Below are 23,108 nucleotides of genomic sequence, written 5' to 3' on the forward strand. Positions count from 1 at the left end.
CGAAGGCCGTCGGTGCGCGGGTTTCGCCGGCGGGGCCTGATCGGGCAGGCTGGGGGGATGGCCAGACCGACTTCACCGCGAAACGACATGTCCGAACACGCCCTGGCACCGGCCCCGGCACGGCTGAGCCCGTCGGATGCCGCGCGCCTGAGCGCCCTCGTGCGGATGAAACGGCTCGCGGTGGGCCTGCTCCTCGTGATGGCCGTCGTTTTCGCCGTGTCCTTCGCGCTCCAGGACCGCTACCCGGCGCTGCAGTACGTGCGCGCGGCGGCCGAGGGCGGCATGGTCGGTGGGCTGGCGGACTGGTTCGCGGTGACTGCACTGTTCCGCTACCCGCTGGGCCTGCGCATCCCGCACACGAACATCATCGCCAGCCGCAAGGACGAGATCGGCGCGAGCCTGGGCGAGTTCGTCGAGACGAACTTCCTCTCCGAGACCGTCGTGCGGGGCAAGCTCGACTCGATGGGGGTGTCCCGCCGGTTGGGCGCGTGGCTGTCGTCGCCGGAGAACGCCGGCCGGCTGACCGACGAGGTCGCGGTGGCCGGCACCGGGCTGCTCGAACTGCTCAGTGACGACGCCATCAAGGACCTGATCGAGACCGTCGCCCGCGAGCACCTCGTGCAGGCCGACTGGGCGCCGCCGATCGGCCGGATCGGTGAACGGCTGGTGGAGTCGGGACAACAGCACGCCGTCGTCGACCTGCTGCTCGAGCGTGCCCAGGGCTGGCTCCTCGCGCACCCCGAGGCATTCGGCCGGGCCGTGTCGCAGCGCCTGCCGAGCTGGCTGCCCGGTTTTGTCGACAAGCTCGTCGACGACAAGGCGCACCGGGAGGTGCTCGCCTTCCTCGACGCCGTTCGCACGGATGCCGCCCACCCGTTGCGGGCGGCGATCGACCGCTATCTGGTCGAACTCACAGGTGACCTGCAGCACGATCCCGCCATGATCAACCGGGTGGAAACGCTCAAGCTCGAGCTGCTCGACAGCGCCCGGCTGCGCGAATTCGCCGGGGAGACCTGGGAGGCGGTGAAGGCCTCCCTGGTCGATTCCCTCGGCGACCCGGCGAGCGCGCTGCGCGCCGGCATCCGTTCGACCGTGATCGAGGTCGGCGCCCGCCTGCTCGGAGACGGCGCCCTCGGGGCGCGGATCGACCGGTGGCTGGCCGACTCGGCCAGCCACCTCGTGCGGAGCTACCGGCACGAGATCGCCGGCGTCATCACTGAGACCGTCGAGCGGTGGGACGCGGCCGAGACGTCGGAGAAGATCGAACTGCAGGTCGGCAAGGACCTGCAGTTCATCCGCATCAACGGCACCGTCGTCGGCGCCCTCGCCGGGGTGGCCATCTTTGCGGCCGCGCAGGCCGTCGTGTCGCTGCTCTGACCGGGGCCTGCGGCGGCGACACCCTTGCCCCGGATTGCATACAATTTCGGCGGATGGGGGATACTGGGCCAACCCGCGTGGACCGCCCTCGCGTGCGGAATCGCCAGAGGAACCGGTGCACGAACTCATTCGACGGTCGCTGGCGCCGACAATGCGCGCCTGGGCCGCGGCAGCCGAGAGGGAATCCACGGACATCCCGATGCCCACGGATGCCCCGCAAGCGCACGCCGCGGGCGTCGACTCCGACCGCATCCTCGTTTTCGGCTCCGGGCCGGCGGTCGGCCGCGGGGTGATGAGCCACGACCTCGCCCTGCCCGGGGCGCTGGCCCGCGCGGTGTCGGCGCGCACCGGGCGCGGCGTGGACGTCGACGTCGTCGCCCGGTCCCGGATGACGTCGGTCACCGCCCTCGCCGAACTCGGTGACCTGAGGCTGACCCGGTTCGACGCGATCGTCGTCACCCTGGGGGTGAACGAGTCGGTCACCCTGGCCTCCGAACGGGTCTGGCGGCTCGGGCTGGACAGGCTGCTGCGCCAGCTGGTCCGGAGCTCATCGGGCAGCACCCGGGTGTTCGCCGCCGGGATCCAGCCCATCCGGTCGATCCCCGTCTTCGACAGCCCGCTCGGCGACCTGGCCGACGCTCACGCCCGCAGGCTGAACCGGGCCACGGCCGCGATTTGCGCCGACATCCCGCGTGCCGACTTCGTGCCCCTCGACGGGGCTCCGCCGCCCGCCTCCGGTCGGTATCGCTCGCCGGAGGTGTACTCCCACTGGGCGGGGCTGCTCGCGGCGTCGATGGTGCCCGCGCTGGAGACGGAGCGTTTCGCCTTCGCGAGGGAGGCCATCCCCGTCGCCCACACGGATGCCGCCACCCGCGAGGCGATGCGGCAGCATGCGGTCGACCGGCTCGGCATCCTGGACACGGCACCGGAGGATCGGTACGACCGGATCGCCGACCTCGCCCGGATCATGTTCGGCACCCGGTCCGCCGCGGTGACCGTGATCGACCGTGACCGGCAGTGGCACAAGGCGCGGGTGTCCCTCGACCCCGATGAGGTGCCGCGGAGCAGTTCCTTCTGCACCGTCACGATCCAGGGACCGGAGCCGATGGTGGTCGCGGACGCCCTGCTCGACGAGCGCTTCCGGGAGAGCCCGCTCGTGGTCGGCGAGCCGCACATCCGTTTCTATGCCGGGTTCCCGATCGAATCTCCCTCGGGGGAGCGGATCGGCGCGCTCTGCGTCTTCGACCCGGAGCCTCGCTCCGACGGGGAGGTGGACCTCGTCCTGTTGCGGGAGCTCGCGCTGATGGTCCAGCGCGAGCTGCGGCATCCGTCCCGCACCGACTGACCGGCCACCCACTGGCGCCGGGTCAGGCGGCCGACCGGGTCAGGCGGCCGATCGGAGCCCGGTCCCCGGCAGGTCGGCCCGACGGTGGGCGGCGTGGGCGGCGCGTGACGCGGTCGCGGTGGCGACCGCGTTGTCGGGCACCCGGAGGTCCCGGTCGAGGACGGCGCCGGCGGGAATGCGGGCGTTCCGGCCGATCCGGGAGTGGCTGCCCAGCCGGGCTCCGTTTCCCACCTGCGCGTCCGCGCCCACATGCACGTTCTGGCCGATGAAGACCTTCGACCCGATCACGGCCCCGTGGTCGATCCAGCTTCCAGGTCCGATCCACGACTCGGCGCTGACCTGCGCGCCGCTTTCCACATAGGCCGTGCTCGACACGAACGCGCTCGCGTGCACCCGGGCTGCGGGGGAGACCAGTCCGCGCCCGTTCCCGTGGCGCCGGTACTTCTCGATCACTCCGGTGTTGACCTCTACCTCTTCATTCACTCTTTCCACGTGCGACCTCCTTGGTTCGTCGCCGGGCCGTGCCCGTTCTGTTCTGCAGTATGAGCGGGAAACCCGTGCACTGACCGCATCAACGCTGTGCGCCCGCCGGGAATTCCGAAGAGTGCCCTCCGGAGTCCGAGAGGAGGTCCGCTGCGTCAGGGGGTCGCGGTCTCCGGGGGGGCGTGGCGGGGAGACCGGCTCGGCCTCCGGAGGCGCGGCCGCCCGCCCGCCCGCGATCGCGGACACCCCGATCGTGACGAGGGCACCCAGGATCAGGGCCGCGGCCTCGCCGGGCAGCAACAGGTTCGACTGGCTGCCGATCGTCACCGCGGCCACCGGCACCCCGAGCTGCGCGGCCGACATCAGGCCGAGCGGCAGTGGCAGCCCGAGGGCGCGCGTGACGGCGTGCGCCAGCACTGCGGCGACCCCCAGCGTCAGGCCGAGCAGGATCATCTGCGGCCGGTTCAGGAGGTCGAGCAGGTTGAGGGAGGCGCCGAGCCAGACGAAGAACAGCGGGCCGAGGAATCCGTCGGCGATGGCGAACAGTTGCCTGGCCAGTCGCCTCGGTTCGCCGACGGCGGCAACGGCCAGCCCGAACGAGAACCCGGCCAGCATGATCGACACGTGGCTGTAGACGGCCAGGGCCGCCATGCCGAAGAGGACCGCGAGCTGGATCCGCAGTTCCAGGGCGAACCTGCGCGACTCCGACAGGTGGTGCAGCCGCAGCCTGGCTCCGGTCGCCTCCAGCCGGGAGAGCACGAGGTAGAGCACCACGGATGCGCCGGCCACCGCGGCCGCGCCGAGCGCCGCCCGGCCGGCGTTGGGCGGGTCGATCGCCAGCGGCAGCGCCACGATCGCGGCGATGTCCGCGATGGCGACCTGCGCGATCACCTCGAGCACCGGGCTCCCCTTCAGCCGCAGGGAGTCGATGATCGGCAGCACCAGGGCGGCAGACGACGACGCGAGCAGCACGATGTAGAGGGGGGCGTGGTTGATGCCGAAGAGCGCGGCGATCCCCGCCCCGAGCCCGGCGGCGAACACGGCAGTGACGGTCGCGCGGGCAGCCCCCCTGCGCAGCGCGGAGCGGTTCTGACCGTCCCGCAGGGGCACGTGGGTTCCGGCGACGAACATCATCAGTGCGAAGCCCACGTCGGCCAGCAGCGTGATCGAGGGGTCGGTTGAATCCACCAGCCGGAGGCCGCTCTGCCCGACGATGATACCCGCCAGAAGCTGACCGAGCATCACCGGCAGGCGGGCGCGGCGCGGGATCGCCAGGAGAGGGCCGAGCAGTGCGACGACCGAGATGATCGCCAGGGTCTGGAAGGTCATCGCGGCCGGGTCCAGGGTCGGTCAGAGCGTCAGGTCGGCGAGCCGCACGGGGATGTCGGTGTTCTCGTTGGTGAGGTAGGTGGCACACACCCGGTGGTACCCGTCTGCGATGTGCAGCGGCACCCCGGCGGGGAGATTGCCGCGCACGAGCAGGATCGGGGACAGTCTCACCCCGTCACGGATCAGTTTCAGGTAGGAGGCCACGTGCGGATTCGCGGCGTCGAGCAGCGGCAGGCCGCTGGCCCGGAGGATGTCCTTGGCCTTGTGGTGCGTGAGCGGGGCCGCCTCCAGCGCGCCGACGGTGGCGTCGACGGCGCTGTCGTTCACGAGCAGATGCAGGTAGTTCGCAGCCTTCGGGAAGTCGTCGGCGTCGGGCTGGTCGAGCCACTTCACTTTCCTGGACATTCTGACCTCTCCTCGTGTCTCGTCGTTCTGAAGCTCGTTCCGGCTCGTTCCGGCCAGTTCCCGGTCGTAACCATCTGGTCGATAGCTTGAGCGTAGTGGGACCGGCCGGAATCCGGCCGTCTGCGTTCCCCGAAGATGGGCTGGTGAGGGAGCTGCTCGAGTGTTTGACTTCGACACGGGCAGACTGCCCGCACGGGCCCGAGGCGGGAGACGCTCAGTGGCGAAGATGACTCGGTGGCCGGCCCACCCGTTCGACGGCTGGACATCCGCTCCGTTCCGACTGGCGCTGGCGCCGCTGATGCGCGCCTGGGTGATCCTGAACTTCCGCGACCTGGAGAACATCCCCCGGCCCTCGGATGCGCCCCAGGCCCATTCCGCCGGCCTCGACTCCGACCGGGTGCTGCTTTTCGGCAGCGGGCCGCTGGTCGGCTGGGGAGTGCTCAGCCACGACCTGGGCATACCGGGGGCACTCGCCAGGGCGCTGACCCGGCGCACCGGCCGCGGGGCGGACGTCGACGTCATTGCCGACCCCCGGATGCTCATCGGGTCGGCCGTCGGCGCCCTCGACGGGGCCAGGCTCTGCCGCTACGACGCGATCGTCGTGTTCCTCGGCGTCGGCGACGCCGTCTTCTACACGGCGACGAGCCTGTGGCGGCGCGCCGTTACCGACCTGCTCGCACGGCTGGAGCGCTCGACCTCCCAGACCACGCAGGTCTATATCGTCGAGGCCGCGGGCATCCGTTCCATTCCGATCTTCGACTCCGTGCTGGGCACGCTCGCCGAGCGGCACGCGCAGCGCCTGAACCGGATCACCCGAGCGGTTTCCGCGCCGATGCCGCGCACCACTCTGCTGTCGATCGCGCCCGATCTGCCGGAACGCCGTCAGTACCAGGACTACCGGGCGGCCCCGGTTTACGAGCAGTGGGCCGAGTTGCTGGCCTCTGTCCTGACGCCCGCCCTTGATCCGGCGCCGCATCGGCACGAGAGTGGGGAGGCCGATCCGTTGGAGCCTGACGGTGCACAGCGGAGGGAGGCAAGGCGGCAACGCGCTGTCGATGAATTCGACCGGCCCGACCCGGACTATCAGGCCCTCCTCGGCCCGATCGTCGAGCTTGCGCTCACCTCGTTCGGCGCGGACGGGGCATCCTTCAGCCTCGTGGACGGCGAGCGGGTCAGGATGTCGTGCACCGCCGGGCACGACCGCGGCGAGTTGCCCCGTGCCGGCTCATTCTGCAACCTCGCCATCAGGGAATCGGGAGTCACGGTCATTCCCGACGCCCGGGCCGATGAACGAATCCGCAACGGTCCGACTGCCGCAGGCAGGCCGGAGGTTCGGTTCTACGCCGGGTTCGCGATCGAGTCTCCCTCCGGCGAACGGATCGGGGCCCTGTGCGTGTTCGGGGCGGAGCCGCGAGCGGAGGCGGACGTCAACCTGGTTCTGCTTCGAGAACTCGCTCTCACTGTTCAGGGCGAGCTGGCCCGGCAGGCCAGTCACGCCTGACTCACGCGGGTGCCGGTGGCATCCGGTTCCGCGCACCCCGACCGCGACACAAGTGGGCCCCGTCGGGCTCGAACCGACGACCCAAGGATTAAAAGTCCTTTGCTCTACCAACTGAGCTAGAGGCCCGCGGTTAATAATCTAGCGTGGATTCGCGCGGCGTTTTTCTGGGTAGCGTTGAACTGCGTCCCGTGAACGTCGGGGCGGCGGTGCCGATGAGACCAGCAGGAGGATGCGATGGCTGACGATTTCCACAAGCCGACCCAGTTCTCCGGCAGCAAATTCGAGTCCTTCCAGGGCGGCGACGACCCCGCCTCGATCAGCCGGGTCGCCCACGAGACGGCCCATGCCCTCCTCGCCCGGGTGCGGGAGGACCCGGATCCTGCCGTCGTCGACCGGCTGGTCGCCTATACCGACGAGCACGGCATCGACGCCGTCGCCGAACTGTGGGCGAGCGCGACCGCCCGCAGCCTCCCGGGTGCGCTCTGGCGGATCTATCTGGTGCGGCTCATGATCCGCCAGGACCCGCAGGGCACTGCCCTTCTCTACCAGCGCGGCACCGAAGTCACCGTGGCGATCGACCCAGTCGTCGCCGGCGTCGCAGCGCCGACCGGGCCCGACGAGATCATCGCCCTGGCCGACCAGATTCTCCGCGGGGTCTTCGCCGGTGACTTCGCCGTGGCCCTCGATCGCGCCGCCGCGTTCTGCCGGGTGGTCTCGATCGGCTGCACGAGCGTCGCCGACGACTACGAATCAACCGAGTCGGCGCGAGCCACCGAACTCACCACCCGCGCGCTGCGCTTCTCGACCACGGCCCAGGAGTTCGGCTCCTGCGCCCGGCTGTGGCGCAGCGAGTCCCTCGACTGAACCATCGGAGACCGGCCGCCGGCGGTCTCCGTGGCCCGGGTCACCGCGGCCCGGGTCCCCGCCACCTTCCGGAGCCGGGGAACAAAACACCCGAGGTCGTCGTTTACACTGGATGCTGGTCGGGCCGCAGTAACCCCGGGCTCCAATATTCGCCGCTCCGAGCGGCCTCGCGCCGAGAGGCGTTCTGCGGCCCGGCCTTCACTCTGTGTTCTCTTCGCCGTTGATGCGTCTTTCCACCAATCCGAGCCGGGTTCGGCACCGAACCCTAGTCATGGAACGGAAGAAGACCTGACATGCTAGGTCTCATGACTGCTGATTTCGACTTCGACCTCGAGTCGACTGCTCCTGCCTCCAAGGAGGAGCTGCTGGGCCGTGTGGCCCGGGGAGACGAAGCGGCATTCGGGGACCTGTACGACCAGATGGCCCCTCGGGTGCTCGGCCTGGTCAAACGCCTGTTGGTCGACCACGCGCAGTCGGAGGAAGTGACCCAGGAGATCTTCCTGGAGATCTGGCAGTCGGCGGCGCGGTATGAGGCGGCGCGTGGCGGCGCTTCGACCTGGATCCTGACCATGGCGCACCGGCGTGCGGTCGACCGCATCCGGTCGTCCCAGGCCGGCCGCGACCGGGACACGAAGATCGGCATCCGCGACCTCGCGGTGGCGTACGACAACGTGTCCGAAACCGTCGAAACACGAATCGAGCATGAAAGGGTGGAAAAGGCGATGTCCAGATTGACCGAACTGCAACGCCAGGCGATCAGCCTCGCGTACTACGGCGGTCTCAGTCACAGCGAAGTCGCCGAACGCCTCCATATCCCGCTCGGTACTGTGAAGACCCGCCTTCGAGACGGCATGATCCGTCTGAGGGACGAATTGGGGGTGGTGTCATGACCGGCCCAGGCAACAACCGCGTCGACAATGGGGGCGAGAACCCCGGCGAACTGTCCGGCGCCTACGCCCTCCACGCGCTCAACCCAGACGAGGCCGCGGGCTACGAGGCCCACCTCGCTTCCTCGGAGCAGGCCCGGATCGAGGCCGCTGAGCTCAGCGACACCGCCGTGGCCCTTGGCCTGGCGACCGCGCCGGTCCAGCCGTCCGCCGCCCTCAAGGCCTCGCTGATGGCCCGGCTCTCCTCGACCCCGCAGCTGCCCCCGCTCCAGGCGCCCGCGGACGCCCCGGCCGTTCGCGCCGCGCCGGATGCCGCCCGGACCGCCGCCGAGGCATCCGCCGGCCCCGTCACGCCCCTGGCTGCGCCCTCGCGGGGCAGCGCGACCGAGCGGGCCAGGCAGCGTTGGTTCCGTGGGCCGGTCGGCCTGCTCGCCGCCGCCGCCGCGGCCGTCGCCCTCTTCGTGGGTGGCGCCTTCGTCGGCCAGGCGTTCAACACCGACCAGTTCCAGCAGCAGCAGGCGGCCGGGCTGGCCCAGATCAACTCGGCACCCGATTCCAAGCGCGCCTCGACCACCACCGCGGACGGCCACCAGGCCACCCTGGTCTGGTCCGCCGAACGCAGGCTCTCCGCCCTGCTGGTCGACGACCTGCCGGCACTGCCCTCGGACAAGGACTACCAGCTCTGGTACATCGGCGGTGAAGGCCCGGTTTCGGCCGGGACCTTCGACTCCTCCGGCACCGGCACGGTCTGGCGCGTGCTCGACGGCAGCATGACGGTCGGCGACCTGATCGGGGTCACGGTCGAGCCCAAGGGCGGCTCCACGCAGCCGACGACCGACCCGATCGTCGCCATCCAGAGTTCCTGATTCGATCGAAGTAGGCTCGGGGTATGACGCTGCCCTTCACCCTGCTGATCGACCCGGTTCCCGCGGATTCGCCCCGCACCGACTTCGCCGACACCTTCCACGAGATGGAATCGACCGCACCGGCGTTGCGGGTGGGCGAGCTGAGCACCCAGCGCGGTGACGGCATCTTCGAGACCCTCAGCGTGGTGAACGGCCACCCCCAGGAGGTCGAACCGCACATCAGCCGGTTGCGGAACTCGGCCGAGATCTGTGAGCTGCCCGTGCCCAACGCCGGGCAGTGGCGGGCGGCGATCGCCTACGCCGTGGACCGGATCCCCGGCGAGGGAGAACTCGCGCTCAAGTTCGTGCTCAGCCGCGGCGTCGAGTCGGGGCCGGCACCGACGGCGTGGCTGCACGCGACCGCGGCGCCTGACTACCGCGCAGTGCGCGAGCAGGGCGTGCGTGTCGTCACCCTGGACCGCGGCTACCCCCGCGGGGTGGCCGAGCAGGCGCCCTGGCTGCTGATGGGCGCGAAGACGCTCAGCTATGCCATCAACATGGCGGCGATCCGCGAGGCGAAGCGCCGCGGCGGCGACGACACGATCTTCACCACCCACGACGGCTACGTGATGGAGGGGCCGACCTCGAGTGTGATCATCCGGTCGGGCGGCGCCTACGTCACGCCGGCGCCGAGCGGCGCCATCCTGCACGGCACCACCCAGCAGAGCGTGTTCGAGTACCTCGAAGCCGCGGGGGAGAAGACGGAGTACCGGGACGTCACAGTCGAGGAGCTGCGGCACGCCGAGGCGGTGTGGCTGGTCTCCAGCGTGCGCCTGGCCGTGGCCGTCACCTCCATCGATGGTGAGCCCTGCCCGACGGACCTCGACCTGACCCGGTCCCTCAACGCCTACCTCCTCGCCCGCACGGCCTGACCGCCTGACGGGTGTGGCGCGCGGGTCAGCCGAAGCGGCCGGAGACGTAGTCCTCGGTGGCCTGGATGCTCGGGTTCGAGAAGATCGTCGTGGTGTCGTTGTACTCGATCAGCTTGCCGGGCTTGCCGGTGCCCGCGATGTTGAAGAACCCGGTGCGGTCCGAGACCCGAGAGGCCTGCTGCATGTTGTGCGTGACGATGACGATCGTGTAATCGGCCTTCATCTCCTCGATCAGGTCCTCGATCGCGAGGGTGGAGATCGGGTCGAGGGCGGAGCAGGGCTCGTCCATCAGGATCACGTCGGGCTGCACGGCGATCGCCCGGGCGATGCAGAGGCGCTGCTGCTGGCCTCCCGAGAGGCTCGAACCGGGCTTGTCGAGGCGGTCCTTGACCTCCTGCCACAGGTTGGCGCCCTGGAGCGACTTCTCGATCAGGTCGTCCGCGTCGGACTTCGCCATCCGCCGGTTGTTCAGCTTCACGCCGGCCAGCACGTTGTCGCCGATCGACATGGTCGGGAACGGGTTCGGGCGCTGGAAGACCATGCCCACCTGGCGGCGCACGAGCACCGGGTCGACGCCGGGGCCGTAGAGGTTGTTGCCGTCGATGAGCACCTCGCCCTTGACGTAGGCGCCGGGGATGACCTCGTGCATGCGGTTCAGCGTGCGCAGGAAGGTGGACTTGCCGCACCCGCTGGGCCCGATCAGGGCCGTGACGGTGCGAGGCTCGATCGTCAGCGACACGCCTTCGACAGCCAGAAACTTGCTGTAGTAGACGTTGAGGTCGTTGACTTCAATGCGCTTGGACATGCATTCCTTCGAGTTTGAGGCCAGCGGCCGGGTGGAGCCTAACGGCCGAGCTTGGGGGAGAAGAGTTTGGCGATCAGCCGGGCGAGGGCGTTGAGCAGCATCACGATCAGGATCAGCGTGAGCGCCCCGGCCCAGGCCCGGTCGAGGTAGGCCTGCGTGTCCGTGCCCTGGTTGGCGTACTGGGTATACACGAACACCGGCAGGGTCATCATCCGCTCACTGAACAGGTTGTAGTTCATGCTGGCGGTGAAGCCGGAGATGATCAGCAGCGGCGCCGTCTCGCCGATCACGCGGGAGATCGAGATCATGATGCCGGTCACGATTCCGGCGAGGGATGTCGGCAGCACCACCTTGAGGATGGTCAACCACTTCGGCACGCCGAGGGCGTAGGCGGCCTCGCGCAGCTCGTTCGGCACGAGCTTGAGCATTTCCTCGCTCGAACGCACGACCACGGGGATCATCAGCACCGACAGGGAGATCGCGCCGCCGAAGCCGAACCGGATCCCGGGATCGTTGAACAGGAGTGAGAACAGCGCGAACGCGAACAGGCCGGCCACGATCGAGGGGATGCCGGTCATCACGTCGACGAAGAAGGTGATCGCCCGCGCCAGCCGGCCTCGGCCGTACTCGGTCAGGTAGATCGCGGAGAGCAGCCCGATCGGCACGGAGATCACCGTGGCGAGGCCCGTGATGAACAGCGTGCCGATGACGGCGTGCAGCGCGCCGCCGCCGGCCCCGACGACGTTGCGCTGGGACGAGGTGAAGAAGGTCGGGGTGAGGAAGGCCGGGAGCCCGTTGATGACCGTCGTGGCGACGAGGGAGATAAGCGGGAGCAGGGCGATCACGAACGCGGCGGTGACGAGGGCCGTGACGAGCCGGTCCTTGGCTTTCCGCACGCCCTCGACGAAGTAGGAGAGCAGGTAGATCGCGATGCAGTAGAGCACCGTGCCGAAGAACAGGGTGCCCGCGACGTTGAAGCTCGTGCTGATGCCTGCGAGCTGCACGATCAGGAAGACGGCGGCGGTGACCAGCCAGCTCGCCAGCAGCACGACGACCGCGGAGTACCGGGGCAGCTTGCCGGCGGTGAGCGAGTTGGTGAGGGGCGCGGCCACGGCGGTGGTGCTCATCAGTTCGCTCCAGAGAATGCCTTGCGGCGGTTGATGATGACCCGCGCGACCATGTTCACGGCCAGGGTGATCACGAACAGGACGAGGCCGGTGGCCAGGAGGATGTTCACGCCGGTGCCGTGCGCCTCGGGGAAGTTCAGGGCGATGTTCGCGGCGATCGTCGTCGGGTTCTGGGACGTGAGCAGCGCGAAGATGACCTGGGGGCTGGGCGAGAGCACCATGGCGACGGCCATGGTCTCGCCGAGGGCGCGGCCGAGGCCGAGCATCGACGCGGAGATGATGCCGGAGCGGCCGAAGGGCAGCACCGCCATCGCGATCATCTCCCAGCGCGTCGCGCCGAGGGCCAGGGAGGCCTCCTCGTAGAGCACGGGGGTCTGCAGGAAGATCTCCCGGCAGATCGCGGTGATGATCGGCAGCACCATCACGGCCAGCACGATCGACACCGTGAGGATCGTGCGCCCGGTCCCGGAGACGGGGCCGGCGAAGAGGGGGATCCAGCCGAACCATTCGACCAGGCTCGTGTAGAAGGGCTGCAGCATCGGGGCGAGCACGCCGATGCCCCACAGGCCGAACACCACCGACGGCACGGCGGCCAGGAGGTCGATGATGTAGCCGAGACCCTGGGCGAGTTTGCGCGGGGCATAGTGCGAGATGAAGAGGGCGATGCCGATCGCGAGCGGGATGGCGATCAGGAGCGCGAGGAATGCCGACCAGAGCGTGCCGAAGGCCAGGGGCCAGACGTAGGCCCAGAAGTTGGCGGCGTCGCCGTTGAAGTCGGCGGGGGTGGCCACGAACGCCGGGAGGCTCTGAATGAGCAGGAAGGCCGCCACGGCGGCGAGCACGGCGAGGATGAGGCTGCCGGCCACCACGGTCGCGGTCGAGAAGACACGGTCGCCGGCGCGCTGGGGCGCCCGGATCGTGTCACGGGCAGCGGTGGTGGTCATGCCGGGCGTCTCCCTGGAGTGGTGAGGTGCTGGATTGGGGGGAGGAGGTTCGAGCCGCTGGCCACAAACCTAAGTGTGCCCGGTCCCGGGGGCGCATGCAATGCGACTCCCGGGCCGGGCAGACTTCAAGCGGTGCTACTTGATGGTCTCGAGGACCGCGGCGACCTTGTCGGCCAGCTCGGCGGACAGCGGCGCTGCACCACCGGCGGAGGCGGCGACGGACTGGCCGTCGGTGCCGGCCATGTAGCTGACGTAAGCCTTGACGAGCTCACCCTGGGCCGGCTTGGCGTACTCGGTGCAGACCAGCGCGTAGCTCACGAGCACGAGCGGGTAGTGGGTCGGGTCCGTGGTGAGACGGTCGATCTTGATGGCGATGTCGCTCGCGTCGCGGCCCTCGACGAGGGGCGAGTCGTTCACGACAGCGGCGGCGGCATCGGCCGTGTAGCCGACGAACTTGTCGCCGACCTTGATCTTCGCAACGCCGAGCTTGCCGGCCTTGGACGCATCCGCGTAGCCGATGGTGCCGGTGCCGTTGGTGACGGCGTCGACGACACCGGAGGTGCCCTTGGCGCCTTCACCGGTCTGGTACGGGAAGGGGTCGCCCGGCTTCTCGGTCCAGACGTCGGGTGCGGTCTGGTTGAGGTAGTCGGAGAAGTTCTTCGTGGTACCGGAGTCGTCCGAACGGTGCACGGCGGTGATCGCCGTGGTCGGCAGGGTCGCCTTCGGGTTCAACGCGGCGATGGCCGGGTCGTTCCAGGTGGTGATGTCGCCCTTGAAGATCTTGCCGAGGGTGGCCGAGTCGAGGTTGAGGTCCTTGACGCCCTCGACGTTGAAAATGACGGCGATCGGGGAGATGTAGACCGGGAGGTCGACGGCCTTGCCGGTGGGGGCGCAGGCGGCGAACGTGCCGGCCAGCTCCTCGTCCTTCAGGTAGGAGTCACTGCCGGCGAAGTCGGAGCCGCCGGCGATGAACGTTGCGCGGCCTGCGCCGGAGCCGGACGGGTCGTAGTTGACCGTGACGTCGGGGTTGGCGGTCTGGAACGCTGCGATCCAGGCCTCCTGGGCTGAGCCCTGGGCGGACGAGCCTGCGCCGGTCAGGGTGCCGGTGAGGGTGCTGGCGGCGTCAGAGGCGGCAGGTGCGGCCTCGTTCGCGGCGCAGGAAGAAAGTGCAAGAGCGGCAACGACGGCGATGACCGCGGGTCGGCCAAAACGCGTGAAATTCACAAGGATCCCTTTCGAGGGTTGACTGCAGAATTACTTGGGGCAAGGCAAAGGCCGGTGCTGGCCTCGGTGAGACCATATTCACCGCGATTAACGACACTCCCCCCGTCAGGTGAACGGGAGGTGAACGCGCGTCAACGAATCGGTCGGGCGGGCCGCCCGCCCACACGGGTGGCTACGCGGCGGGGGCGTGCGTTTCGATGGCGACGATGCCTGCGCTCGGGTTCTCGGCCGAGAGATGCACGACGGCGAAAGCCCCGGTGTCGAGGCTGGCGGCGTCGGCGACGAACGAACCGAAGGTGGTGCCGGTGGCGAGGGCGATTTCGTGGAGGATCTCGGGCAGCACGGGTCCGTGGCTGCAGATCACGGCGGACTTGCGCGACCGCACCCGTTTGCCGATTCCGGAGCGCACGTCGGCGAGACCCTGCTCGTAGGCGTCCTGGCTGAACGTCTCGGTGCGCTTGATCTGGATGCCGGTGGCGGCCGAAAGCGGCGCCACCGTGGTGACGCAACGGGTGGCGGTGCTGGAGATGATCCGGCGGGGGCGCCACGCGGCGATGGTGCCGACGAGACCGGCGGCCTGGGTGACCCCGCGCTCGGTGAGCGGACGGGTGCTGTCCGGCCCGTCCCAGTTGCCGGGCTGCACCGCCTTGCCGTGCCGGAGCGCGATCAGCGCGAAGGTGCGGGTGACGCCGGCGTCCACCAGCTTGGCGAACGCGTCGATGATCTCCACGTCGGGGGTGTAGCTGAGGTAGGTCCTGGCCTTCTTGATGGTGACCCACTCGATCGCGGCGACCTCGCCGTTGGGCACGAAGGTGGAGCGCTGGATCGCCTCCGGGCTCACCTCGGCGGCCCAGTAGTGCACGATCTTCTCTCGGCCGCCCGGCATCGCGTAGGTGGAGATGCCCAGCGGAACGCCGAGGGCCACCGCAAGCCCGGTCTCCTCTTCGATCTCCCGCACCGCCGTCTGCGGCAGTGTCTCGCCGGGATCGACCTTGCCCTTGGGAATGGTCACGTCGCCGTAGACCGTGCGGTGGATGAGGAGCACGTGCATCCTGCCCTCGATCAGGCGCCAGCACACGGCTCCGGCGGCGAAGACGGGCGACTCGGTCATCGGCGGCCCGTCGGACGCTTGCGGAGGGAGATCTGCTGCATGAGCCGGTTCTGCATGTCGTCGAGCGGATGCCCGGCGCCGTCGAGGTGGTGGCGCATCCACTCGCCCGTGCTGTCGAGCCACCACGACGCGGTGCGGTCGTCCATCGCCCGGTTGAACAGCGCATCGATCTCGCTGAGGTGTTCCGGGTCGACGAGGCGCACGAGCGCCTCGACCCGGCGGTCGAGGTTGCGGTGCATCATGTCGGCGCTGCCGATGAACACCTGCTGGTCGCCGGCGTTGTGGAAGGAGAAGATCCGCGAGTGCTCGAGGTACCGGCCGAGGATGGACCGCACCTTGATCGTCTCGCTCATCCCGGGGACTCCCGGCTTGAGGCTGCAGATCCCGCGCACCCAGATCTCGATCGGCACCCTGGCCTGGCTGGCCCGGTAGAGCGCGTCGATGATGGCCTCGTCGACCATCGAGTTGACCTTGATCCGGATGCCGGACGGCTTGCCGGCCAGCGCGGCCGCGGTCTCGTCGGCGATGCTCTTGAGCAGGGCGCGGCGCAGGTGCAGCGGCGCCACGAGGAGGCGTTTGAACTTCTTTTCGATGGCGTAGCCGGACAGTTCGTTGAACAGCCGGGTGAGGTCCTTGCCGACCTGCGGGTCGGTGGTGAGCAGCCCGAGGTCCTCGTAGAGCCGGCTGGTCTTCGGGTTGTAGTTTCCGGTGCCGATGTGGCTGTAGTGGCGCAGCAGTCCGTCCTCGTTGCGCACGACGAGGGCGAGCTTGCAGTGCGTCTTCAATCCGACCAGGCCGTAGACGACGTGCACCCCGGCCTTCTCGAGCTTGCGGGCCCAGGAGATGTTGGCCTGCTCGTCGAAGCGGGCCTTGATCTCGACCAGGGCGAGCACCTGCTTGCCGGATTCCGCGGCGTCGATCAGGGCCTCGACGATGGGGCTGTCCCCGGAGGTGCGGTAGAGGGTCTGCTTGATCGCGAGCACGTTAGGGTCGGCCGCGGCCTGTTCGAGGAACGCCTGCACGCTGGTCGCGAACGATTCGTACGGGTGGTGCAGCAGGATGTCCCGGCGGCGGATGGAGCTGAAGATGTCCGGCTGCGCGTTGGGCTCGCCGGCCATCAGCTGCACCGCCGTGGTCGGCACGTGCTTGGCGTAGTGCAGGTCGGGCCGGTCGATCCGCAGGTCGAAGAGACCGCCGAGGTCGAGCGGGGCGGGCAGACGGTAGACCTCCTGCTCGGTCACGTCGAGTTCGCGAACGAGGAGGCCGAGGGTCACCTCGTCCATGTCCTCGGTGATCTCGAGGCGGATGGGTGGGCCGAAACGGCGCCGGAGGAGCTCCTTCTCGAGCGCCTTGATCAGGTTCTCGGTTTCGTCTTCCTCGATCTCGACGTCTTCGTTCCGGGTCACCCGGAAGACATGCTGTTCGAGGATGTCCATGCCGGGGAACAGGTCGCCGAGGTGGTTGGCGATGAGGTCCTCGAGCGTGATGAAGCGCACGCTCTCCACGTTCTCGCGCCGGTCGACCCGGATGAAACGGGGAAGCATGGTCGGCACCTTGAGTCGGGCGAACTCCTGCTTGCCGGTCTTCGAGTTGCGCACCCGCACGGCGAGGTTGAGGGAGAGCCCGGAGATGTATGGGAACGGGTGCACCGGGTCGACGGCCAGCGGCATCAGCACCGGGAAGATCTGGTTCGAGAAGTAGCCCCGAAGCGAGCGGTGGTCGGCCTCGTCGAGGGTGTCCCACTTGACGATGTCGATGCCGGCCTCGGAGAGCGCCGGGATCACCTGGTCCTGGAAGGCGTGCGCGTGCCTGGCCTGGAGCACGTGCGCCGCCGCGGAGATATCCGAGAGGGCGTCCTGGGGAGCTCGGCCGATGTTGGTGGGCACGGCGAGGCCGGTGAGGATGCGCCGCTTGAGCCCGGCGACCCGCACCATGAAGAACTCGTCCAGGTTGCTCGCGAAGATGGCCAGGAAGTTGGTGCGCTCGAGCACCGGCAGGTCAGGGTCTTCGGCGAGTTCGAGCACGCGCTGGTTGAAGGCGAGCCAGCTCAGTTCGCGGTCGAGGTAGCGGTCCGAGGGCAGGGCAGGGTCGTTCGTGCCGATCAGGGGATCGAAATCGTCATCGAAGTCCGTGCCGAGACCGGAGTCCGTCGGGATGTTGTCGCCGTCCATCTGTCCATCTTGACACCGAGTGCGGGGCCGAGGCGACGATCCGTCATGAACGGATGGCTAACGCGTGTCCCGGCGGTACTGCACGTCGACGGTGTGGTCGGCGAAACCGAGCGACCGGTACAGGTGCACGGCACCGGTGCTGTCCGCCTCGACGTAGAGCGCCGCGGTGGCGGCGCCCCGGGAGCGCAGGCGTTCCAGGCCCGCGAGCATCAGCCGGCGGCCGAGGCCCTGCCCGGCGGCATCCGGGTGCACACCGATGACGTAGATCTCGCCGACGGCATCGCCCGGCTCGATCTTGAGCCAGTTGTAGCCGAGGATGCGGCTGCTCGCCCGGTCGCGGGCGAGCAGGAAATCGCCCGCGTCGAACCAGGGCTCGGACTGCCTGGCCTCGAGGTCGGTCAGGGTGAGCGCTCCCTGCTCCGGGTGACCCGCGAAGACGAGGGCGTTCAGGGCCACCCACTCGGCGTCGTCGGTTCCGGGGAGAAAGGGGCCGATGTCCGTCGCGGCGCCCGGCGTGTCGACGGGCTCTGCCGCAGCGGAGGTGCCGCCGGTGCCCGCGGGGAGCGACATTCGCAGCTGCAGCAGGGTGCGGTCGGCCGTGAACCCGAACCGGGCGGCGAGGGCTCTGGCTCCCGGATGGTCACTGTGCGACCAGGCGGTCAGTTCCCCGGGCAGGCCGGGCAGCAGTGCCGTCAGCGCGGCGGTGGCGTGCCCGCGGCGCCGGGCGGCCGGCCGCAGGACGAGGTCGAGTTCGCCCCGCCCGGTGACGACGGCGCCGACGGGGTGTCCGGCGTCGGCGAGCAGCAGCGGGGTGCGCCGCCCGGCCGACACGTCGAACAGGGACTGCTCGTTGAACGGGTGGTAGCCGTCCGCCTCCTCGGCCTCGGCCGCGATGCGACGGAACTCCGAGGTGAACGCGGCATCAGCGAGATCGGGACCCTCCGCCGGTTCAGGCCCATCCTCCAAATCAGGCCCATCCTCCAGATCAGGCCCTGACCGGATGAATTCCACGCACACCGTCCTCTTCCGACACGTTGAACCGGTAACCGACGTTGCGCACCGTGCCGATCAGCGACTCCTGGTCGCCGAGCTTGGCGCGCAGCCGGCGCACGTGCACGTCCACTGTGCGGGTGCCGCCGAAGTAGTCGTAGCCCCAGACCTCGCTGAGCAACTGCTCCCGGGTGAACACCCTCGACGGGTGCGCGGCGAGGAAGCGCAGCAGCTCGAACTCCTTATAGGTGAGGTCGAGGGGCCTTCCATGCACCTTTGCCGAGTAGCTGGCCTCGTCGATGACCACGCCGGCGGCGCGGATGGTGGCGTTTTCCTCGGGCCGGGGGGCGCGGCCGATCGCGAGCCGGATGCGGGCGTCCACCTCGGCCGGGCCGGCCGCGTCGAGGATCACGTCGTCGACGCCCCAGTCGGCGCTGACCGCGGCCAGCCCGCCCTCGGTGATCACGAGCAGGAGGGGAACCGTGTTCCCGGTGGTGCGAAGAATCTGGCAGAGCGACCTGGCGGCGATCAGGTTGGTCCGGGCGTCGACCAGGATCGCGTCGGAGTCGGGCGCGTTGACGAGCTGGTCCGGCTGGGCCGGGATGATGCGTGTGCCGTGCGACAGCAACGCGAGGGCGGGGAGAACCTCACTGTTGGCCGCCGAGGTCAGGATCAACAACTGCGCCACGCGCACCCTCCAAGGATTGTGGCCCCATACTAGCGTGCCGCGAATGTGGCCCGGGCAGGGCAGAATGAGAGGGTGAGCTGGCAGTGGATGAGCGTCGTGGTGGTCTGGCTGTTCGCGCTCGTCTGCGCGGTGCTGACCGGGCTGCTCTCCTTCCCGGGCCAGGCGCTGGTCTGGATCGGGCTGTCCTTCGCCGGTTGCGTGATCGGAACGCTCTGCGTTCAGCTCGCGACGGGCCGCAAGGAAGGCTACGTGAACCGGGTCACGGTGAGCCTCGTCGGCGCCGTGGCCGTGCTCGCCGGTGCCACCGGGATCTTCGCCCTGGCCGGCCTCGCCTAGATTTCGACCGCGGGCGGGCTAGAGTTGAGGCATGTCAACCCTCGCACTCGAAATCTTCTTCCTGGGGCTCCTCGCGCTGGCGAGCCTGTCGATCGCCTGGGTCTCCGGAATCGTCCTGTTCAAGCTGTTTCGGGGGCAGCGGTAACCTTCGATGTTCGAGCTTCCCACCCAGCTCCCGTCCGAAATCGTCCCGCTCTCGTGGCTTCTCGGCGTCTGGGAAGGCTCCGGCATCCTCGACTACGCCATCGGCGACACGTCGGTCAACCGGGAATTCGGCCATCGCCTGAGTTTCAGCCATGACGGCCTGCCGCACCTGAACTACAGCTCCTACACCTGGCTCGAGCCGGTGCCGGGCTCCGGCAGCGATGAGAAGACCCCGTTGATGACGGAGACGGGCTACTGGCGGCTGAGCCGACCGCAGGGGCCCGGCGACCCCGGCCCCGGCCTGCTGCCCGCCGAGGGCGAGCATCCGTTCGTCACCGCAGCGGCGGTCGAGACGCTCCGCAACGCCGACGGCGGGTTCGACATCGACGTGACCCTCGTGCACCCCGGGGGAGTGGCCGAGATCTACCTGGGCCAGGTGAAGGGCCCCCGGATCGACCTGGCCACGGATGCCGTCATGCGCACGCAGGGTGCCAAGGCGTATTCGGCGGCCACCCGGTTGTACGGCCTCGTCGAGGGCCACCTGCTCTGGGCCTGGGACATCGCGGCGCTGGGCCAGCCGCTCCGCACGCACGCCTCCGGCCGGCTCAAGCGGGTCGAGTAGAGATTACGGAAAGAGCAACCATGAGCCCGGCACCCGTGTCCCCCCTCCTCGAACTCGACGGCGCCGTGCAGGCGGACGGCCTCGACGCCGGTGTCGCCGCGCACTACGGCAACCCGATGATCGAGCAACGCCGGCTGCTGGCCGGCGAGGCCGTCGTCGACCTCTCCAACCGCGGCGTGCTCGGCGTGGCCGGGCCCGACCGGCTGACCTGGCTCAACTCGATCTCCAGCCAGGAACTGCGCAGGCTCGCCCCGGGAGAATCGACCGAGACGCTGCTGCTCGACCCGAACGGCCGGATCGAATACGCGATGGCCGTCGTGGACGACGGTGTGGAGACCTGGCTGATCCTGGAGGCCGGCGAGCTGCCCGGCCTGCACGCCTGGCTCGACAGAATGCGCTTCACCCTGCGCGTGCAGGTCGTCGACCACAGCCTGGCCTACGCGGTGATCGGCACGATGGCGGCCGAACCGGCGGCCGTGCACCTGGTCCCGGCCGCACCGAACGGTGTCGCGCTGGCCTGGCGGGACCCCTGGAACACCGTCGGCAACGGCGGATTCCAGTACGCCGACGCCCCGGCCCATCCCGCCGAGGACTGGCACTGGACCGAGGCGCTCGTGCCCCGCGACTGGCTGCCTGCGCTGCGCGACGCCGTGCGGGCAGGCACGGTCGCCGCCGCCGGCACCCTGGCCCTCGAAGCGCTCCGGATCGCGGCCTGGCGCCCACGCCGGGCCACCGAGGTCGACGAGAAGACCCTGCCGCACGAACTGGACTGGCTGCGCAGCGCCGTGCACCTGAGCAAGGGCTGCTACCGCGGCCAGGAAACCGTGGCGAAGGTGCACAACCTCGGCCACCCGCCGCGCCGGCTCGTGCTGCTCCACCTGGACGGGTCGGACGCGGTGCTGCCCGTGCACGGTGACGAGGTGCAGGCGACGAAGAAGCTGGCGGACGGTGAGACGGAGCGGCGCGCGGTCGGCGTGATCACCTCGAGCGCCCGGCACCACGAGCTCGGTCCGATCGCCCTCGCGGTGATCAAGCGCACCGTCCCGGCCGACGTCACCCTGCATGTTCAATCCCAGGGGATCTCCGTGGCGGCGGCCCAGGAGGTCATCGTGCCGCAATCGGCCGGCTCCGTGGCGGAGATTCCCCGCCTGCCGCGGCTGGGCATCCGCACCCCCGGTCGCTGACCGGCCGTCGGCCGCGACAGTCCCCACGCGAGCGCGCCACTTGCGCCGTCGCGCTCCAGGCACGCTTGGCGCGCAACGGCGCTCCAGGCGCTCTGAGTCTCGGTCCCGGCCGACCCGCCCCGACCCGGCACCTCGGTAGAGTTGAAGGCATGTCAGAAACATACAATCTCATCCTTCTTCGCCATGGCCAGAGCCTATGGAACCAAGAAAACCTCTTCACCGGTTGGGTGGACGTGAGGCTCAGCGAGCAGGGAGCGACCGAGGCGCGCCGTGCCGGCGAGCTCATCGCCGAATCGGGCCTCCTACCCGACGTGCTGCACACCTCATTACTTACCCGTGCAATCCAGACCGCGAACATCGCGCTCGAAGAGGCCGACCGGCTCTGGATCGACGTTAAGCGGTCCTGGCGTCTGAACGAGCGCCACTACGGCGCGCTGCAGGGACTCGACAAGGCGGAGACCCTGGCCAAGTTCGGCCCGGAGCAGTTCCAGCTGTGGCGCCGTTCCTTCGACGTGCCGCCGCCCGTGCTCGCCGACGATTCCCCCTGGTCCCAGGCGCACGATCCCCGTTACGCCGGCCTCGGCGACCTCCTCCCGCGCACCGAATGCCTCAGCGACGTCGTCGACCGGATGCTGCCTTACTGGGAGTCCGACATCGCCACCGACCTGCGCGCGGGCAAGACCGTGCTCGTCACCGCCCACGGCAACTCGCTGCGCGCCCTGGTCAAGCACCTCGACGGCATCTCCGACGCCGACATCGCCGAGCTGAACATCCCGACCGGCATCCCGCTGGTCTACCGCCTCGGCGAAGACCTCATGCCTCTCGGCCCCGGCACTTACCTCGACCCCGAGGCCGCCGCAGCCGGAGCCGCGGCCGTCGCCGCCCAGGGCGCCAAGAAGTAGCCTTCCCTCCCCAACCGATCGAACGAGAAAGCCCCGGAAGCAATCGCTTCCGGGGCTTTCTCGTTCGGGGACTGCGGCGGCCGGTATCAGCCGGAGTGCGCCGCGCCGGTGTTCTGCTGCCAGGCACCGGTACCGAGGTACTGCACCTTCTTCGCGATCGAGACGGCGTGGTCCGCGAACCGCTCGTGGTAGCGGCTGGCCAGGGTCGCGTCGACGGTGTCGGCGGCCTCGCCCTTCCAGGTCTCACCGAGCACCGCGTCGAAGACGCTCAGGTGCAGGGCGTCGACCTTGTCGTCCTCGTTGCGGATCGTCTCGGCCAGCACCATGTCCTCGTTGGTGAGGAGCTCGGTGAGCATGTTCGCTATCGCCGTGACGAGGCTGCCCATCTCGGCGAACGTGACGCGCAGGCTCTTCGGCACGACCTTGTCGGGGAAGCGATAGCGGGCCAGCTGGGCGATGTGGGTCGACAGGTCGCCCATCCGCTCGAGCGATGCGCTGATGCGCAGGGCGCTGACGACGATGCGGAGGTCGCGGGCGACCGGCTGCTGCCGGGCGAGGATCGTGATCGCGAGTTCGTCGAGCTCGATCGTCAGTTCGTCGATCTTGTCGTCTTCGCTGATCGCCTCGTCGGCCAGGCTCACATCGGATTCGTTGAACGCCCGGGTCGCCTTGTTGATCGAGATCGCCACGAGACGGGAAATCTCCACGAGACGGTCCTGGACTTCGGCGAGCTCCTGTTGAAATACTTCACGCATAAGTGTGTGGTCCTTCCTGGGCGCGCGTTACGCGCAGACACGTGAGACCCACCTGGCCCCCAGCGAATCATGCTGGACCGAGGTTAACGGCAGGTGCCGCGGGCTTGAACACTTCCTAAAGTAGCTTGCGCTCGGCG

General features: G+C 69.3%; 22 protein-coding genes and 1 tRNA gene. 11 read left to right on the forward strand and 12 right to left on the reverse strand.

What is annotated here, in order from left to right:
* Positions 1-57: 57 nt before the first annotated feature.
* Entirely contained in the window at positions 58-1,377 is a 1,320-nt protein-coding gene (locus E3O32_RS02865) for a DUF445 domain-containing protein (RefSeq protein WP_241974500.1), read from the forward strand.
* Between the two features lie 115 nt (positions 1,378-1,492).
* Positions 1,493-2,722, forward strand: a complete 1,230-nt coding sequence (locus E3O32_RS02870; RefSeq protein ID WP_134506782.1) for a GAF domain-containing protein — start codon at positions 1,493-1,495, stop codon at positions 2,720-2,722.
* Between the two features lie 39 nt (positions 2,723-2,761).
* Here the strand turns inward: E3O32_RS02870 and E3O32_RS17800 are convergent, their stop codons facing one another.
* Together E3O32_RS17800 and E3O32_RS02880 are read right to left on the reverse strand one after the other, a co-directional pair.
* Positions 2,762-4,534, reverse strand: coding sequence for a cation:proton antiporter domain-containing protein (locus E3O32_RS17800; RefSeq protein ID WP_134506784.1), 1,773 nt, complete (start codon positions 4,532-4,534; stop codon positions 2,762-2,764).
* A 21-nt stretch (positions 4,535-4,555) separates the two neighbouring features.
* On the reverse strand, positions 4,556-4,939 hold the full coding sequence (locus E3O32_RS02880) for a hypothetical protein (RefSeq protein WP_134506786.1): 384 nt from the start codon (positions 4,937-4,939) through the stop codon (positions 4,556-4,558).
* Between the two features lie 226 nt (positions 4,940-5,165).
* Between E3O32_RS02880 and E3O32_RS02885 the strand changes: the two genes are divergently transcribed.
* Positions 5,166-6,440: a GAF domain-containing protein gene (locus E3O32_RS02885; RefSeq protein WP_338145180.1), complete on the forward strand. Its 1,275-nt coding sequence runs from the start codon at positions 5,166-5,168 to the stop codon at positions 6,438-6,440.
* A 53-nt stretch (positions 6,441-6,493) separates the two neighbouring features.
* Here E3O32_RS02885 and E3O32_RS02890 read toward each other — a convergent pair.
* Positions 6,494-6,566, reverse strand: a tRNA-Lys gene (locus E3O32_RS02890).
* A 108-nt stretch (positions 6,567-6,674) separates the two neighbouring features.
* On the opposite strand from E3O32_RS02890, the gene E3O32_RS02895 reads away from it, so the two are divergent.
* From E3O32_RS02895 to E3O32_RS02910, 4 genes are all read left to right on the forward strand, one after another.
* Positions 6,675-7,304, forward strand: coding sequence for a DNA-directed RNA polymerase subunit beta (locus E3O32_RS02895; RefSeq protein ID WP_134506790.1), 630 nt, complete (start codon positions 6,675-6,677; stop codon positions 7,302-7,304).
* Between the two features lie 293 nt (positions 7,305-7,597).
* Positions 7,598-8,194 carry a sigma-70 family RNA polymerase sigma factor gene (locus E3O32_RS02900; RefSeq protein ID WP_134506791.1) on the forward strand — a complete coding sequence of 199 codons (597 nt, stop codon included), beginning with the start codon at positions 7,598-7,600 and terminating at the stop codon, positions 8,192-8,194.
* Positions 8,191-9,057 carry an anti-sigma factor gene (locus tag E3O32_RS02905; protein WP_134506793.1) on the forward strand — a complete coding sequence of 289 codons (867 nt, stop codon included), beginning with the start codon at positions 8,191-8,193 and terminating at the stop codon, positions 9,055-9,057. Before E3O32_RS02900 ends, E3O32_RS02905 begins: the two co-directional genes overlap by 4 nt.
* Before the next feature lie 23 nt (positions 9,058-9,080).
* Complete coding sequence (locus E3O32_RS02910; protein WP_134506795.1) at positions 9,081-9,968, forward strand: aminodeoxychorismate lyase; 888 nt, start codon at positions 9,081-9,083, stop codon at positions 9,966-9,968.
* A 25-nt stretch (positions 9,969-9,993) separates the two neighbouring features.
* On the opposite strand, the gene pstB is transcribed toward E3O32_RS02910, so the two are convergent.
* The 8 genes from pstB to E3O32_RS02950 all read right to left on the reverse strand — a co-directional run bounded on the left by pstB (position 9,994) and on the right by E3O32_RS02950 (position 19,028).
* The gene (pstB, locus tag E3O32_RS02915; protein WP_134506797.1) at positions 9,994-10,773 is read right to left on the reverse strand and encodes a phosphate ABC transporter ATP-binding protein PstB; all 780 of its coding nucleotides are present in this window, start codon (positions 10,771-10,773) and stop codon (positions 9,994-9,996) included.
* A gap of 38 nt (positions 10,774-10,811) precedes the next feature.
* Positions 10,812-11,900 (reverse strand): phosphate ABC transporter permease PstA, encoded by a 1,089-nt coding sequence (gene pstA, locus E3O32_RS02920; RefSeq protein ID WP_134506799.1) that lies wholly within the window; start codon positions 11,898-11,900, stop codon positions 10,812-10,814.
* On the reverse strand, positions 11,900-12,844 hold the full coding sequence (gene pstC / locus E3O32_RS02925; protein WP_134506801.1) for a phosphate ABC transporter permease subunit PstC: 945 nt from the start codon (positions 12,842-12,844) through the stop codon (positions 11,900-11,902). Before pstC ends, pstA begins: the two co-directional genes overlap by 1 nt.
* A 135-nt stretch (positions 12,845-12,979) precedes the next feature.
* Positions 12,980-14,068 (reverse strand): phosphate ABC transporter substrate-binding protein PstS, encoded by a 1,089-nt coding sequence (gene pstS, locus E3O32_RS02930; RefSeq protein WP_134506803.1) that lies wholly within the window; start codon positions 14,066-14,068, stop codon positions 12,980-12,982.
* 172 nt (positions 14,069-14,240) lie between these two features.
* Positions 14,241-15,179: an NUDIX hydrolase gene (locus E3O32_RS02935; protein WP_134506805.1), complete on the reverse strand. Its 939-nt coding sequence runs from the start codon at positions 15,177-15,179 to the stop codon at positions 14,241-14,243.
* Positions 15,176-17,350 (reverse strand): RNA degradosome polyphosphate kinase, encoded by a 2,175-nt coding sequence (locus E3O32_RS02940; RefSeq protein WP_134506807.1) that lies wholly within the window; start codon positions 17,348-17,350, stop codon positions 15,176-15,178. Before E3O32_RS02940 ends, E3O32_RS02935 begins: the two co-directional genes overlap by 4 nt.
* Before the next feature lie 57 nt (positions 17,351-17,407).
* Positions 17,408-18,316, reverse strand: a complete 909-nt coding sequence (mshD, locus tag E3O32_RS02945) for a mycothiol synthase (RefSeq protein ID WP_166790753.1) — start codon at positions 18,314-18,316, stop codon at positions 17,408-17,410.
* A gap of 19 nt (positions 18,317-18,335) precedes the next feature.
* Positions 18,336-19,028: a response regulator transcription factor gene (locus E3O32_RS02950; RefSeq protein ID WP_134506811.1), complete on the reverse strand. Its 693-nt coding sequence runs from the start codon at positions 19,026-19,028 to the stop codon at positions 18,336-18,338.
* 72 nt (positions 19,029-19,100) lie between these two features.
* Between E3O32_RS02950 and E3O32_RS02955 the strand changes: the two genes are divergently transcribed.
* The 4 genes from E3O32_RS02955 (at position 19,101) to E3O32_RS02970 (ending at position 22,216) form a co-directional block, all read left to right on the forward strand.
* Positions 19,101-19,364: a hypothetical protein gene (locus E3O32_RS02955; protein WP_134506813.1), complete on the forward strand. Its 264-nt coding sequence runs from the start codon at positions 19,101-19,103 to the stop codon at positions 19,362-19,364.
* 151 nt (positions 19,365-19,515) lie between these two features.
* Positions 19,516-20,130: a heme-binding beta-barrel domain-containing protein gene (locus tag E3O32_RS02960; protein WP_134506815.1), complete on the forward strand. Its 615-nt coding sequence runs from the start codon at positions 19,516-19,518 to the stop codon at positions 20,128-20,130.
* 20 nt (positions 20,131-20,150) lie between these two features.
* Positions 20,151-21,314 carry a CAF17-like 4Fe-4S cluster assembly/insertion protein YgfZ gene (ygfZ, locus tag E3O32_RS02965; protein WP_134506817.1) on the forward strand — a complete coding sequence of 388 codons (1,164 nt, stop codon included), beginning with the start codon at positions 20,151-20,153 and terminating at the stop codon, positions 21,312-21,314.
* 149 nt (positions 21,315-21,463) lie between these two features.
* Positions 21,464-22,216 (forward strand): phosphoglyceromutase, encoded by a 753-nt coding sequence (locus E3O32_RS02970; protein ID WP_134506819.1) that lies wholly within the window; start codon positions 21,464-21,466, stop codon positions 22,214-22,216.
* A gap of 86 nt (positions 22,217-22,302) precedes the next feature.
* On the opposite strand, the gene phoU is transcribed toward E3O32_RS02970, so the two are convergent.
* Positions 22,303-22,971 carry a phosphate signaling complex protein PhoU gene (gene phoU / locus E3O32_RS02975; RefSeq protein ID WP_134506821.1) on the reverse strand — a complete coding sequence of 223 codons (669 nt, stop codon included), beginning with the start codon at positions 22,969-22,971 and terminating at the stop codon, positions 22,303-22,305.
* Positions 22,972-23,108: the final 137 nt, after the last annotated feature.

Origin of the sequence: Cryobacterium mannosilyticum (assembly GCF_004402705.1) — a bacterium.
Classification (GTDB): Bacteria; Actinomycetota; Actinomycetes; order Actinomycetales; family Microbacteriaceae; genus Cryobacterium; species Cryobacterium mannosilyticum.